Origin of the sequence: Algoriphagus aurantiacus, assembly GCF_035156405.1 — a bacterium.
GTDB lineage: Bacteria > Bacteroidota > Bacteroidia > Cytophagales > Cyclobacteriaceae > Algoriphagus > Algoriphagus aurantiacus.
In genome coordinates, this window is sequence record NZ_JAXRUT010000007.1 from 18061 (window position 1) to 33324 (window position 15264).

12 protein-coding genes are annotated in these 15264 nt (G+C 39.2%); 6 read left to right on the forward strand and 6 right to left on the reverse strand.

Annotation, left to right across the window (positions count from 1 at the left end):
• Positions 1 to 64: 64 nt before the first annotated feature.
• The 4 genes from SYJ56_RS08855 to SYJ56_RS08870 form a co-directional block, all read right to left on the reverse strand.
• Positions 65 to 1018 (reverse strand): aldo/keto reductase, encoded by a 954-nt coding sequence (locus tag SYJ56_RS08855; RefSeq protein WP_323833558.1) that lies wholly within the window; start codon positions 1016 to 1018, stop codon positions 65 to 67.
• A 514-nt stretch (positions 1019 to 1532) separates the two neighbouring features.
• A complete protein-coding gene (locus tag SYJ56_RS08860) occupies positions 1533 to 2903 on the reverse strand; it encodes a putative oxidoreductase C-terminal domain-containing protein (RefSeq protein ID WP_323833560.1) in 1371 nt (456 codons plus the stop codon).
• 12 nt (positions 2904 to 2915) lie between these two features.
• Positions 2916 to 4286, reverse strand: a complete 1371-nt coding sequence (locus SYJ56_RS08865) for a Gfo/Idh/MocA family protein (protein WP_323833562.1) — start codon at positions 4284 to 4286, stop codon at positions 2916 to 2918.
• A gap of 103 nt (positions 4287 to 4389) precedes the next feature.
• Positions 4390 to 5358: a DUF6807 domain-containing protein gene (locus tag SYJ56_RS08870; protein ID WP_323833564.1), complete on the reverse strand. Its 969-nt coding sequence runs from the start codon at positions 5356 to 5358 to the stop codon at positions 4390 to 4392.
• Between the two features lie 80 nt (positions 5359 to 5438).
• Between SYJ56_RS08870 and SYJ56_RS08875 the strand changes: the two genes are divergently transcribed.
• From SYJ56_RS08875 to SYJ56_RS08900, 6 genes are all read left to right on the forward strand, one after another.
• Positions 5439 to 6365, forward strand: coding sequence for a ThuA domain-containing protein (locus SYJ56_RS08875; protein ID WP_323833566.1), 927 nt, complete (start codon positions 5439 to 5441; stop codon positions 6363 to 6365).
• Between the two features lie 72 nt (positions 6366 to 6437).
• On the forward strand, positions 6438 to 7625 hold the full coding sequence (locus SYJ56_RS08880) for a retropepsin-like aspartic protease (protein ID WP_323833568.1): 1188 nt from the start codon (positions 6438 to 6440) through the stop codon (positions 7623 to 7625).
• A 78-nt stretch (positions 7626 to 7703) separates the two neighbouring features.
• Entirely contained in the window at positions 7704 to 8888 is a 1185-nt protein-coding gene (locus tag SYJ56_RS08885; protein ID WP_323833570.1) for an aspartyl protease family protein, read from the forward strand.
• Positions 8889 to 9275: 387 nt separating this feature from the next.
• Complete coding sequence (locus tag SYJ56_RS08890; protein ID WP_323833572.1) at positions 9276 to 9662, forward strand: hypothetical protein; 387 nt, start codon at positions 9276 to 9278, stop codon at positions 9660 to 9662.
• Positions 9663 to 9744: 82 nt separating this feature from the next.
• Positions 9745 to 10173, forward strand: a complete 429-nt coding sequence (locus SYJ56_RS08895; RefSeq protein ID WP_323833574.1) for a hypothetical protein — start codon at positions 9745 to 9747, stop codon at positions 10171 to 10173.
• Positions 10174 to 10257: 84 nt separating this feature from the next.
• Positions 10258 to 11721 carry a glycoside hydrolase family 130 protein gene (locus SYJ56_RS08900; protein WP_323833575.1) on the forward strand — a complete coding sequence of 488 codons (1464 nt, stop codon included), beginning with the start codon at positions 10258 to 10260 and terminating at the stop codon, positions 11719 to 11721.
• Here the strand turns inward: SYJ56_RS08900 and SYJ56_RS08905 are convergent, their stop codons facing one another.
• Both SYJ56_RS08905 and SYJ56_RS08910 read right to left on the reverse strand, forming a co-directional pair.
• Complete coding sequence (locus SYJ56_RS08905) at positions 11722 to 12738, reverse strand: glycosyltransferase family 4 protein (protein ID WP_323833577.1); 1017 nt, start codon at positions 12736 to 12738, stop codon at positions 11722 to 11724.
• The gene (locus SYJ56_RS08910; protein WP_323833579.1) at positions 12735 to 15011 is read right to left on the reverse strand and encodes a glycosyltransferase family 4 protein; all 2277 of its coding nucleotides are present in this window, start codon (positions 15009 to 15011) and stop codon (positions 12735 to 12737) included. The genes SYJ56_RS08905 and SYJ56_RS08910 overlap by 4 nt, the downstream gene beginning before the upstream one ends.
• Positions 15012 to 15264 lie beyond the last annotated feature (253 nt).

A 15264-nucleotide genomic window follows, 5' to 3' on the forward strand; every position in this document is an offset into this window, starting at 1 on the left:
ACATACAAAAAGGCTATTGGGGTTGAAACCTGATAGCCTTTTTTGATTGGATTTTATGTGAAAATCAGAATTGGTCAAACAAATCTGATGGTTCATACGGACTATTATCTCCTGTAAATAATGAGCCATCTATAAACCTGTGACTGATACCTATATCTCTGAGCTCCATCATATCATGATCATCAAGCTTGATTTTAGAGGAAGCTAAGTTCTCAATAATCCTATTTTGATTTACAGATTTAGGGATCACAGCAATATCTCTCGCAATTGACCAGGCGATCAGGACTTGTCCAGCAGATACATTATGTTTATTGGCAATCTCAAGGATAATCGGATCAATGAGCAGCTTTGGATCATCGCTGTGTTTTTCAGCTCTAGAATCGGGAGAGCCTAAGGGTGAATAGGCGGTCATCAGCATACCATTCTCTTTACAAAAATCCACCAACTTTTCCTGAGGCAAATAAGGATGCATTTCCACTTGATTCATTTCAGGTTTTTGACCGCCTATTTCGAATAGCTCATTCAGTTTATTCTGGTTGAAATTAGATACACCTATATGCTTGGCAAGGCCTTTTTCCTTTAATTCTTGCATAGCTCTCCAAGTCTCCCCGATGGACACTTCATCATAGGTGTAAAAGTCCTCTCTATCTTTTGGGAATCCCACACCAGCCTTTAAAGCAATTGGCCAGTGCATCAAATACAGATCCACGTAATCCAATTTCAAATCAGCAAGTGATTTTTTCAATGCCGGAAGAATTTGCTCTTTCTTATGTGAATTGTTCCAAAGCTTGGAAGTCACAAATAGATCTTCGCGCGATACCAATCCATCAGCAATCGCTTTAGCAATCCCTTCTCCTACTTCATTTTCATTCTGATAGATTGCCGCACAGTCTATATGTCTGTAGCCCGCCTCTATTGCCCAAAAAACAGCCTGCGTAACTTCTCCAGGCTTACTTTTCCAAGTTCCTAATCCTAAGATTGGCAGTTTATCTCCATTTTTGAAGCTTAAATTTTTCATGATTTTAAAAATTTAGATTTTTGGCATGTGTTACTTTAAAAGTAAATATCCTTGGCCTTAAATCGTTCGATTCTTTAAATATTTCTTAAATCTATTCATAAGCCAAAGGTGAATCTTAGCTTGGGTATTCACGTAGATAAGCCATGGCAACCTTGGCACAAACTCATGAATGGCAGATATGATATAACGATTATCTAATGCATCGCGAAACTCTAACCAACCGTGATCAAACCTCTTCACGAGCCAACGCCCGAGATGTAAAATAACTGATGATTTTCCTCACTTCGATCTGGAATCATCGTCAATTGTAGCATTGGTTTTTTGCTCCAAAGCATATAAAAAACAATTTCACCACTGTCAAGCATTTCTCCATTAATCCAAAACCTTCCCACATAGCCCCCGGCACCAGCAATGGCTACGGTAGGTTTGGCACAGAAATAGATTGATCAGTTAATTCCATAAGTAAGAGCTTAACTAACCAACCTATTGACTGGTAATCCTGTTTAAAATTAGTTTACTTTTCTTCCGCTTTTGCCAAAGCCTCCGTAGTAGTAAAGTATTTTACAATCATATTGGGAACTTCCCATGAGGGCATGTTGCCTTGGGATAAATACTCCAGATACTTTTCTGTGACCTGGGCAAAATGAGCTTCGTGTCCATTATGATAGGCTTCAGGAATAAGGATTCTATACTTCCCATTGCTGATTTTCTCTAAATCTAAGCCAGGAAAACGTCCTTGTAAATCCGTTTTGATCTGAGAAACTAAAGCTTCATCCTGACCATCCAGCAGTTCTACATATAGAGTTGCTACATAATTCTCAGCCTCACCTTGCTGGATAATCAGGTTAGCTTTGGTGCCACGCATCATGCTGTAATGGGTATCTGCGGCTCCTTCTGGCGCCTGATAATTCCAGATCACACTTACTTTAGAATGCACACCTTTCAGCGTATAATTCATTTCCCCGTTACTATTCACGCTCAGCTTATTATCCGATACGTTTTTCATTAGGAAATCAGGAAACTCAGCTTGACCAGTAACCAGTTTGAACTGATCCAAATCCAAGTCAGTAGACCAAAGCTTGGCCGTCTGCATCTGCACATCTGCTGTATCTAGCGTAACACCCGGAAAAGCTTCCCACTGGATCAAATCAACCAAGTGAGTAGTCACATCCACTATACCTGTGCCTTCAATATCGGTATCAAAAAACCAAACCGGTCTAATCAGAGGATTACCGGAAACGTATTTGAAGAAATGATGGGCCGACTCCTTGGTGATAGCAGGATTTTCCAGCGTTCCTTTCTCCAGTTCACCGAAAACGGCAGGAACCATGGAAAGCTCTTTTTGCAAAATCGTACTGATCTCAAAGCGCTCCGTCATAATATCATAGAGCAAGAGATCCTTTTGCCCAGCCTCTTCAAAGGCTTTGATAAGCTTTTGAAATCCGACTTTATTGATCACCAAAGGCTTATCTGCATAGACATTGATTCCATTTGAAATAGCGGTGGAGATGTAATCAATCTTACGATCATTTTTTCCAGCTACCATCATGACATTGCCGGGCTTGGTAGAAGTCATTTTCTCCAAATAATCATCGCCGATACTTACCTGTAAATTCCAGATTGTAGGGTCTTCATCTCGATTGTTGTAGCCAGAGAGACGGTTCATATAGTCTTTCAACTCGGCTCCTTCCGGAGCAAAAACGTAGACAGTAGAATCCACCTGAGGATACATGGATTTGTGGATTAGGCCAGCGTGAAAATGCCCAGGATCCAGGGACATTATTGTAATCTCAGGTTTAGATTCAGGTGCTTGACTCACACGTTCTTTATTTTCGCAGGAAAGTAATAATCCCGCTGCAATAGCTACTAGAGCAGTATTTTTCAAAATATTAGTTTATTAAACTTTCACATAATTAGTACCATATGGCGCTCGCTGTGGTCTTTCCAACATAGCGTTAGCTTCTGGGTCATTAATAAATTGCTCTGCTTTGGCATCCCACTCAAGCTTTCTTCCAAGCTTCATAGAAATGTGCGTCAAAAGACAAACCGAACAAGAGCGATGACCAATTTCTACCGGAGAAAGTAATTCATTGTTTCCCTGAATAGCTCCCAGCCAGTTGCCATGATGTTCATCACTTTTGATCAACTGAATTTCATTAGGACCAATCACCGATTGCAAGATCTTGGGATCTGAAGCATCCAAAGCCTTAGCACTATTACCTTGGGCTACTGGATCAGAAGTAGAAGCCACATAGCTGCCACGAGATACCCAAATCCATCCTTCCGTACCTTCATAGCGTATCCCATTCGGATACCCACCACCCGTGTACATTATGATTCCATTGTCATATTCAGCTTTTGCGTAGAAGTCGCCATGTACATTCCAAAGTCCTGACTGAGGAAACTCAGCCACTGCTTGTATATATCGAGGACCTGTCAACTCAGTATCCATTCCCCAAGCGGCAGAGTCATAATGATGCTGTCCCCAGCCAGTAATCATGCCTGCACCATACTGTTCTAATCTCAACCATCCAGGTCGTCCATAACCTTGCTGTGGATGCACGCCTATTTCCGTGTAGGGAACTTCAGGAGTAGAACCCAACCACATGTCGTAATTCAAAGTGGAAGGAACTGGCATCGCTGGAGCATCTGGACCAGCTGGGTCACCAGGCAAACCTACTTTTACAGTGTGAAGCTTACCGATTCTACCATTTCTTACTAGTTCGGCGGCAATCCTAAATTGCTCACTGGATCTCTGCTGCGTACCGAGCTGAAGCACAGTCCCTGATTTTTTCACTGCATCGACTAACTGCCTCCCCTCTCGAATTGTCAAAGACGTTGGCTTTTGCACATAAACATGCTTCCCAGCCATAGAGGCTTCCATCGCTGGCTGCGAGTGCCAGTGATCAGGGGTGCTTATTACTATTGCATCTATATCCTTATTCTGAAGCATATCCTTGTAATCAGCGTATTGGGTTACATCAAGATATGCTTTACCCATTTTCTTGGTGTAGTAATCCTCAACAAGTTTTTTACCATCAGCCATGCGATTGCTATCCAAATCTGAGACTGCAATTACTCGAGCTATGTCATGGCGCATTACACCAGGCAAATCATGATCACGAGCAATTCTACCACAACCGATTTGACCTATATTGATTTTATTACTTGGGGCATTTTTTCCAAAAACTGAAGCTGGCACAATCGTAGGAAATCCGATCGCAGCGCTAGCTAGGGCGCTATTTTTAATAAATTCTCTTCTTTTCATATTCATAAGGGTTATTTATCATTGGGTTTTTATAATTCACTTAAGTAATAATTTCTCAATCTTCAAAATACTCCAACTGATTCTGATCACTGAGGCTAAATGCTTACTTGACAAAAGCCTTCCAATAAGTGTCCGCTTCCTCAGCAGTCATTTCACCGTCGAAGACTATCATTCTGTATTTAAGCGTATATCGTTGGTTGGGTTGCAACTCCCAAGAATCATGTCTGATCGGCGTGAATTCAATAAATACATTACCGATTCCATTGTAGTTGTTTTCTGGCCAAACGCGTAGTGGCTCAGGATGAGACTTATTTGTATTATGACTTAAGAATAAGATCCCACTTTCGCCGGATACATCGTCAGTTTCTCCCTGCACAATAATCCATCGGGCATTTGAACCATCAGCCGTTTTTCTTGCATCTCCTTCTGAAGTCAGAACAGTACTGTTGTCTGAACCCCATTTCTCAGTAGCACGAAAACCTATTCCACCACCATAACGGTAGTCATCCAACAAGATACCTCCTGGAATTTTCGTCTCAATCGTAGTGGTGTAGTCAACCATATATCGGCCTTTATCCGCAGGTTTTACTTTGATGCGTAGATCTTCTTCAATTGCAATTCGCTCAGATTCGGGAGCTTTCAAGTCTATGTGATTTTGACGAACATTAAGTTCGGCGGCTCCGCCTGCTTCCTTTTTAGAAAGAACGTGTGAAAAATCCACTCTACCTTTTTGATCACCCAGATTCCAAAAATCAACCTCTCTCCCACTGATGGTAGCACGGGTCCAGGGTCCCCATATTCCGTAGTGATGATAATGGTCTTTTGGTTGAATTCTAGTAAGAACTTGGCCTGAGGGGGATTTTAGAGGATGGATAAATCCGGATTTTGCAAAATCTTTTTTGATGCCTTCCGGCACATCTTCTACAGCCGTTTGGTATGTCAAAACAGGCTGACTATCAATTACGAAATCAATTCCGCTATCAGTCTCTTTTAACGTTACATTTTGCCCATATGACACCATCACAAAAAACAAGTAAATGACTGGCGCACAGAAAATTCTTTTGAATATCATATAAAATTCAGGTTATTGGGATTGAATTTTAAAGATATAGAATTCTAAATTATCGATTAACCCATTCATCCAATTACCTCATGAACAAGATTATTATCTACGGAATCGTTTTCCTAGCCAGTGTCAGTTTTGCCTTTGCGCAAAACCCAAAAGAGATTCCCTTGGATCAAGCTTGGAAAGACAAAATCACTGAATTAGCTCCAGACAAGGCTAATTTTCCATTTAAAAAGAAAAAGAAAATTCTTGTGTTTTCTTTGCACACTGGCTTTTGGCATTGGGTAAATCCACATACGCAAGCGATGATTCAGATCATTTCCGACAAAAGCGGGACTTTTGATGTCACCACCAGTACTGATATAGCGATGATGGAAAAAGATAAGTTGAAAGAATTTGATGCCGTGGTATTCAACAATACGAATTCTAAGCCGAAGTATAGAAATCTATTCGTGGATGTATTCAGTGAGGATACTTCGCTTGATAGCGCGGCTATTTGGGCGAAAGCAAACCAACTAGAGGATAATATCATAGAATATGTGAAAAAAGGCGGAGGAATTCTCCTTGTTCACGGTGGTGATACCATGTTCAATAACTCTATGGAGTTCTCCAAATTAACTGGTGGAAGCTTTGACTATCATACAAAGCAGCAGGCATTTCAGGTAAGACTTGTAGATCCTAAGCACCCATTGGTACAGTCACTTCCTGCCGAAGGTTATAATCATGTGGATGAACCATATTTCTATAAGAACGCCTACGACGAACTGGATTTCCATCCACTGACATACTTCAACAATGCTGAGATAGAAGGTCAGAGAGAGGGCCAGGAAAAAACCTCCGGCAAAACCTATGTGTCTTGGATCAGAAAAGACGGTAAAGGAAGAGCGATGTATATCTCTACATCTCATAATGCTCAAAGCTTCGAAAATGCTTCAGTCCTTGCTTACTTCTTAGATGCACTTCAATATGTAGCTGGAGATGTAAAAGTAGATGAAACGCCAATTGGTAAGTAATTAGCATTCAGATAATATTCTGCAGTGAGAAGTTACAGTTGAACTTCTCACTGCTTTTTTCTTTATACTTTTATGATCAAAAGACTTTTTGTAGTTACAGTTTTATTGGCCTTATGCGCATTTTTTTATAGTAAATATGTAAGGAATGTACCTGTGGTTATTCCCTTTGAAGTAATCAGAAATTCTATACTTTTTGATGTAGAAATTGAAGGTGAGACATATACCTTCTTTTTTGATACTGGAGCGGGAACAGTAATTTCTCCCAAGCTTAAAGAAAAGTTGAATATAAAACCAAGTAGTAGCAATTATGGAATGGACTTTTATGGAAACAGTTCCATTGTCACTAATGTCATTTTATCAGAACTAAAATTAGCTTCGCTTGTATCCCAAAATATAGAAGTAGCAATAATTACTACCCATCAAAACTTTATTCCCTGCGGAATAGAAGTTGATGGACTTTTAGGCTTGGAATACTTTAAAGGGAAAGTAGTTAAAATTGATTTGGCACAGAAAGAATTAACCGTGGCAAGTGATATCTCATATTTAGATGAAGACTTTGGAAGACCACTTAAAATTTCTTTTTACGATGGAAATAAAAGACCTTATATCCCAATTACTTATTCTGATTCAAGTGAAACAGTAGATGCCCTTTTTGATACTGGAGCAATAAATGACCTTTTACGATTGGACAAAAATTCATTTTTTAACATGATCAAGGACAGCACCTTGAGTCATGATTCAGTACGGGACACGCTAACAATGAGCCAAGGTATTGGAGTATTCGGAAAACAAAGAGACACAGTTAACTACAGACTACGTCTGCCAAAATTAAATATTCCAGAAACAAGTTTTGAAAACTTGCTAGTGGACACTTATGATGCACCAAATAAAAAATCAATTCTAGGTCCCAAAATTCTAGCTAAAGCGGTAGTAGTTCTAGATTTGGTGAAAGATGATTTTTATATAAAACCTTACGAAAACTCAGTCTTGGATTACAGTTATCGTTTGGGTTTTCATTTTCACAACTATAAAGTAGTACAAGTAGCTGACTCATCAAATGCCTATCAAGCAGGCGTAAGACTTGGTCAAATTTTGAAATCGGCGAATAATTTGAAACTGGATTCTTTATCAAAATGTGATCAACTGAAAATAGATTGGAGCGAATTTTATCTACAAAAAAACATACAATTTGTATTTGAATCAGACTCTGGAGAAATAATCTATAATTACGAAGCTCCGGAACCTGCTATCGAGCAATAACCCATATTCAGCTTGTGGTAAGCAGCGTGGCATTCACAATAAGTTGCTTCTCAATTCTTAACTAATTTTTAAAAACCTATGATAAAAAGACTTTTTGTAGCAACAATTTTACTAGCAGTCGGTGCTTTTTTTTATAGCAAGTATGTAAAGAATGTCACTGAGGTAATTCCTTTTGAGGTTGTGAGAAATGCCATATTCCTTTCAGTAGAAATCAATGGGGAAGTTTTTACTTTTCAATTTGATACTGGAGCTCCGACTACAATCTCGCCTGATGCAGCAAAAAGACTAGGCTTAGATTCTATTGGCTGGCATCATGGTATGGACTATTATGGAAATACTGATTCTGTAACAAATACAATTATTCCGGAAATAAGTATTGGGAAGATTAAAGTAAGGAATCTAAAAACATCTATAATAGCTCCTGGTGATATGTATGAGATCTGTAATATTCATCTAGATGGATATTTAGGTCTTGAATTTTTTGATAAAAAAGTTATTGAAATCGATCTAAAGAGTAAACAATTAACTATTGCTAATTCTGTTAATGCCTTATCAAATAACTATTCCGATTTTGTGGAAATAAAATACCCTGATGAACAAATAACTCCTTTGATTCCAATATATCACGTCGGCACCAACGCTGCTGAATTGGTACAGTTTGACACTGGATCTGGAAATAGATTTTTCAATATGAGTAAAAAGACATTTGAGAAAATGGTTGATGATAATGTTCTATCTCCAGATCTTATTACTGACACACTTTACTCTTTTACAGCAAGAGGATTGTTTGGAACACAGCAGGACACACTGAATTATTCATTTGAAGCTGAAGGATTGCGCGTAGGAGAAACTATATTTTCAAATGTGCCAGTTTACACTTTTGAAACTGGTTGGGTCTCAAATTTAGGTGCCGGACTCCTCGAAAAAGCTGTTGTGGTAATTGACTTGGTCAAAGACAGATTCTATGTTAAGCCGCATGAAAATGCAAACCTTGATTTCAAAAGAAAATTGGATTTTCAAACCATTAATCATCAAGTCTCATTCATAAAGCCTAATTCTGCTGCCTACTTAGCTGGAATTAGAGAAGGTGATATTTTGAAATCCATAAATAACTTGCACTTGGATTCTATCACCTTTTGTGATCAGCTTAATATGGATTGGTCGGAAATCTATCTACAAAAAAATATCCGATTTGTCTTTAGCTCCGAAGAGGGAGAGGTAGTCTATAATTATGTAGCTTCAGAGCCTACTACCGTGGAATGACAAAAATTCAGCTTGTGGTAATCATTGCGACGTTCCCAAAAATGTTACTTCCCATTTCTTAACTTACTTTTAAAAACGTAGGTTAAAAAGACTTTTTATTGTTACTGCTATTCTTTTTTTACTAATGTCTACCCTAAAGAGTGGCTACGAGGCCTCCTTGATTTCAGTAGAAATTATCTGAATGTGGGATGTATGCAATATGTAGTCAGGATTGTATAACATGTCCCGCTATGGTTTTTGGATCTTTGTATTGAATCTCCTTTTGACCGGATCTCACCTCAAGAATTTGATGACTCAAACAATTTCCAGTCGGACAAGAGATGAATACAAAACTGGGGGATAAGTACATCGATTAGAAAAAACAACATATAGCTTAAAACATAAAAAATGAAATCACAAAAAAATCTGGGTATTTGGATGGATCATTCCACTGCCAATTTTATTCAGGGAACTCCTGCCCTAAGAGAGCATTCAAACGATGTGGATATCACAGCAGATACAAAGGAGGAATCCTCAAACGGAAGTGAGCATACCATGCACAATAAGGAACAGCAGATGCATGAAGCTTTTTACAAGGAAATATCAGAGGAGATTTTGAAATATGATCATGTGCTCATTTTCGGCCCTACCAATGCAAAATCAGAATTGCACAATTACTTAAAAAAGGATTCTCATTTTAATGACATTACCATCGAAGTAGAATCTGCCGATAAGATGACGGATAATGAAAAAGATGCCTTTGTAAAAAATCATTTTGACAAGCAGTCTAACTAATTTGATTGGTCTGCAACAATAATTCAAAAAGGGTTCTAGCAGCATACCTGCTATTACTTACCTACTAAACCAACAAAAAGCCATGCAAAAACTATTGCAATCCACGAAATTACTGGGTTTTACACTTGCCGTAGTAGCCATTTTCACCTTCACTTCATGTGCAAAAAAAATGAGCTTTTCCAGTTCGAGGGTAGTTCCTGCTGCTGAAGGATCTGTCAAAATAAAAAGTGACAAAAACGATAATTATACAGTAGAAGTTAATGTGAAAAATTTAGCCACCCCATCCCAACTGACTCCCCCAAAAAATACTTATGCTGTGTGGGGAACCAACAATAACAATGAGGTTCAAAACATCGGTCAATTGAGGAACTCATCAGGATGGTTCTCTAAGTCATTAAAAGGTTCATTATCAACGGTCACTTCATTTAAACCACGATCTGTTTTTATTACAGCAGAATACGATAGCCAAGTGAAATACCCGGGAATGATTGTTCTGACCACACGTCGATAGTAATCTGAGTTAATATAATTTCGGGTAAAAGAGGTACTACCTCTTATAAAAGGATACTCGTTTCCCTAAGTCATTACACTACTCATGAGAGTTTCAGTCCAACGAAAAAATGTAAACTTCCTACCCGACTCTAGCCGGGTAGTCGCGCGATATTTTATGAACGGGGATCTGAGAACCCGAAATTTACTCAGCCGCATATTTTCATTGACCGAAGCCCAGGTAAATCAAGCACTGGAACAAACGCTGAGGGAATTTGCCAGTCGGCACCGTAATATTTCACGTCTCCTTTTTAAGCATTGCGAAAAAATCCGTGGGATTATTGAAAGCATGGGAATCAACTACAATTCGCTATCCACAGAGCAAAAAATGCTTATCGGTTCTTATTGTACGATGGAATTTTCGTTGGAGTCAGCTGCATTTTTCAATCCTTCCATGATTGAGGATTTTGATCAAACCTATCTAGAGCAAGGGGAAACCCGAGTCATAATTTCTTTTCGAGCTACTGGAGAAGGGCATATTTCTTCCTTAGTATTCAGGCGGGCAATCTTGGATGCTAATAACAACCTGCAACTATCTACAATTGGAGACTATATTGACAAAGCAGAAATCTCCCACAAGCAACTCTACGATAAGCAACGGTTTATTAAAAGGCTCCAGGGAATGCAAATCGAAGAACAATACACCAAGAGTATCATGGATACCCTTCCCGATAGGTTCGAATATTCTGCACTGAAAAACTCGATCTCCCACTTACTTCAAAATCAGGAACTAACAGCTACTGAGCGTATTGCTTACGAAGATGTTACCTGGCTGGTAGATTCATTTTATGATATTCATTTTCATAAAGATTCCGACCTAACTGAACGTGTGATTTTTCCGATTTCAGCATCCGAGAGTAACGGGATTGAAGATGCACGCTTTGTAAAATTCGTTGATGACATTGAAGGCACCAAAGTTTATGCTACTTACACAGCGTATAATGGCCATACCATTTTACCCAAATTAATCTGTACTGAGGATTTTTATACGTTTCGCATCATGCCACTACGCGGCAATGGTGCTCAGGGAAAAAATCTGGCCCTTTTCCCCAAAAAAATTAAAGGAAAATATGCAATGCTTTCCAGAATTGATGGAGTAAACAATTACCTCATGTATTCTGAGCGACCCACCTATTGGAATAATCCCCAGCTTATACAGGAACCTAAATTCACATGGGAATTTACCCAAATCGGTAATTGTGGCTCACCACTGTGGACTGAAAAGGGCTGGCTAATTATAACTCATGGCGTCGGGCCAATGAGACGCTATAGCATAGGAGCATCCTTGTTTGATCTCGATGATCCTTCCAAGGAAATCGGCAGATTGGAAGAGCCATTATTGATGCCATTGGAAGATGAGAGAAATGGCTATGTCCCAAATGTGGTTTATTCTTGCGGATCCTTGATCCATAATAACAACCTCATCCTTCCATATGCCGTTTCGGATTATTCTTCTACGTATGCCGTGGTGGGATTAGAGGAGCTTTTTGCAGCATTAGTAAGAATCTGATCAGCTCGATGCCATTAATACTTTTTTATAAGCTTCTTCATAGGATTCAATCATACGATCCCTACTGAAATTTTTCTCTGCATGAGATCTGCACTGCATTGGATTGATTTGGTCGAGATTTTTCACTGCTGCTACCGCTTCTTCGATAGAGTGTACCAAAAAGCCAGAAACCCCATCATCAATTAACTCAGGCATACTGCCTCGTGAAAATGCAATTACCGGAGTGCCGCACATCATAGCCTCCAAAACACTTAATCCGAAAGGTTCTTCAAATGAGATGGGATGTAGTAATCCTTTGGCACCGCCTAAGACTAAATCCCGAGCATCTTTCCCGAGATTACCCAAATATTGGATAGATGACCCGTTGATTCTCGGTTCGATCTCTGTCTTAAAATAGAACTCATCTTGAATAAGACCTGCAATTTTTAGGGGAAGGTCAGCTTTCTCGGCTATGGTAATTGCTTTATCCAATCCTTTCTCAGGATGTATTCTGCCAAAATACAGTAAATACCCTTCCTTGTTATTTTGAAAAGTAAAAAGAGCTGGATCTACCCCATGATAGATAGTATCCAAATAGGTTAATTCGCTGCATCTGTCAGCATTTGAAATAGAAATATAGGCTGAGGAAGCATTGTATTTTTTATAGACCGGAATGATTTTAGGAGAAGAAAAGCCATGAATAGTTGTGATCATGGGTGTTTTTATCAGCTTGGAATAAGTAAGGGGAAGAAAATCAAAGTGATTATGAATAATATCAAAATCATCCGCCTGTTCCATCAAATTACTGATGTGCAGACACTCTTGAACTTTTGGATCACTGGAACTATCCATTTCATAAGGCAATTCGCAGACTGCCTCCAGTTTTGCAGCAGTAATTGAATTGCCGCTGGCAAAAAGGCTTACTTCATGCCTTTTTTCTACAAGACCCTCAGTTATCGTTGAAGCCACCTGTTCCCATGGTCCATAACTTTCAGGTGGTGTTCTCCAGGCTATTGGGGATAAAATGGCAATTCTCATAGATGTTGTAATGAAGTCTCCTTCTCCCAAGTTTTGACGGCATCGGCCTGATAGAATTCTTCATAGGCTTGAAGGACAGTTAAATGAGAAATGAGGTAGGCCAGCGAACTTTCAGCCCCTTGGTTACGATTGATTCCATAATTTTCAAAGCCATCACAACAGCCCTTAGTCTCAAAATCGTAAAGACTCATGCGTAGATCATTTTCTCCCAAAAACCACATAAAGGAATCGAAGAGTTTGTTGAGGTAAACTTTCTTCCCAGTAAGTAAATAGGCCTGATGGAACATCAAAACCATTGCCATAGCATCAATGGGTTGTTGGGCGAAAAAGGAACGTTCACCATCCTTTGTATACCATTTGTCATTCCCTATCACTGAAAGTGTACCGTCCTTTAAGGTGTGTTCTTCCAGGAATTTCATAGTGCTCATGGCAACTTTGATAACATCAGGATCCGGTATGGCCTGGGCTGAATGCAGCAGTGCCAAAGGTAAAATCCCGTTATCATAAGCAAGCAACGATTCAAACCACTTCCAATTCTCGGAATTGCTTAAGTTATATTGCTCAATCAGCTTATTGGTCAAATTCTTTAACACCCCCATCATCGGTTCGTCCGAAGAATTGGTTTTTAAGTAGTAGCATATTCCAATAATTGTGTTGGCAATACTCCGTATGGATTTTAACTTGTCGAAATTGGGCAGTGCGTCAAAAAACATAAGTTTGCCAGTCTGATAATAAGCATCGTTTGGTGCATTGCCTATCAAATATCCCAATGCCCAAATCGTTCTTCCAAAAGAATCTTCAGATCCCACTTCATCCAAAAAATTGCGATTAAAGCTCAGGAAATTCCTAAAACTCCCATCTTTATTCTGCATGTAGTGGATGTAACTCAGATAAATTGGCATAAAACCCAAAGCCAACTCATCCTTTTTCTGCTTATATGTCATCAAAACCATCAATAGCGCACGTGCATTATCATCCAGACAATACCCCTCCTTCAGATTGGGGATACCATATTTTGCATGTTGAATAATCCCCGTATCGTCAGTAAGTCTTTTGATGTGAGTAAGTGAAAAAGCAGGAAGTAACAGCAGATCTATTACGGTTTCTTTTTTGTCACCTTGCCTCTTTGGGAAGGAAAGTAGGCTATTACAAAGGTGTAGGTACTTTTTACCGATTTTAGGCCAGGTAACATTTTTACCATACTCATGGGCATTAGCCTGAATCTGCCACATAGTTTCGGGGTGGTCAAACAACTGATTCACTATCGAGGCCAGTCCTGCTGCATCGTTGAAATCAAAAAGTCTTCCTCTGTCTTCGGTCAGTAATTCGGCTGCATGCCAATAAGGTGTAGAAACCACTACACATCCTGCTCCCATAGCATAAGAAAGGGTTCCACTTGTAATTTGAGCCTCATTGAGATAAGGAGTGATATAGATATCACAGGCACTTAAATATTTAAAAAGTTCTGATTCATCAATAAACTCGTTTAACATCAGTACATGGGACTGAAGATTTAAATTTTTGATCAGTAATTGTAAATAGGTACGGTACTCCTCACCTGCATGTCTCAATACATTAGGGTGGGTTTTACCCAATATTATATACAGTGCATTGGGATGACTTTTGATAATTTCAGGCAAGCCCCGAATGACAGTTTCAATCCCTTTGTTTCTACCGATAAATCCAAATGTGAGGAGTATTTTCCTCTTAGTCAGTTTGAATTTCTTTTTCGACTCAACTTTGTCAAAATGTATATCGGGAACTCCGTGCTCTATCAAAACAATCTTCTCAGTTGCAATATCATAGATCGTTGTTAAAAAAAGTATGGCTTTATGGCTCATCACTACCACCTTATCGGCCATTTTACAGATTTCCTTAAGGATTGCTTTCTCGTTGTAGGACGGCGCTTCCAGAATTGTATGAAGCGTCACAACGCAAGGGATCTTCAAGCGATGCAAAAGTGGTAGTATATAGATTCCACTTTGACCTCCAAAAATTCCAAACTCATGTTCAATAATACAAATATCAGGTCCACTTAGATTTATAAAGTTTGCTGCTTCAATGTAATCGCTTTGCTGCTCCTGCTGAATTTGAAGTTTCACCTCTGGTGGATAGGTGTATTTCTGACCGCTGTCATTCATTGCGACAACCACTACCTCATTGTTTTGAACGCCCTGGTTATCAATACCCAACATTGACTTTGTCAAGTTTTGGGTAAATGTGCCTATTCCGCATTCCCGTGGTGGATATGTGCCTATATATGCTAGTTTCATGTGTTTATAATTTGTTTTTTAAGGCCACATGGAATCTCGCATTATGGATAATCTTCTCTCCGTGTGACTCTTGAGTCGTGCTCGATTTCATTATAATTTGTTTAAGCGCGAGCCTGATCTACTCCAATTTGACTCTTCCCTGGCTAGGCTGTGTTTGATTCTGACTTAAAGTCAAGCTTCTTAAACGTGACCGAGAAGTCAAAATTGATCTGTAAACTATATTTCAATCACTTGCTCAATTTCTCAAGCAATA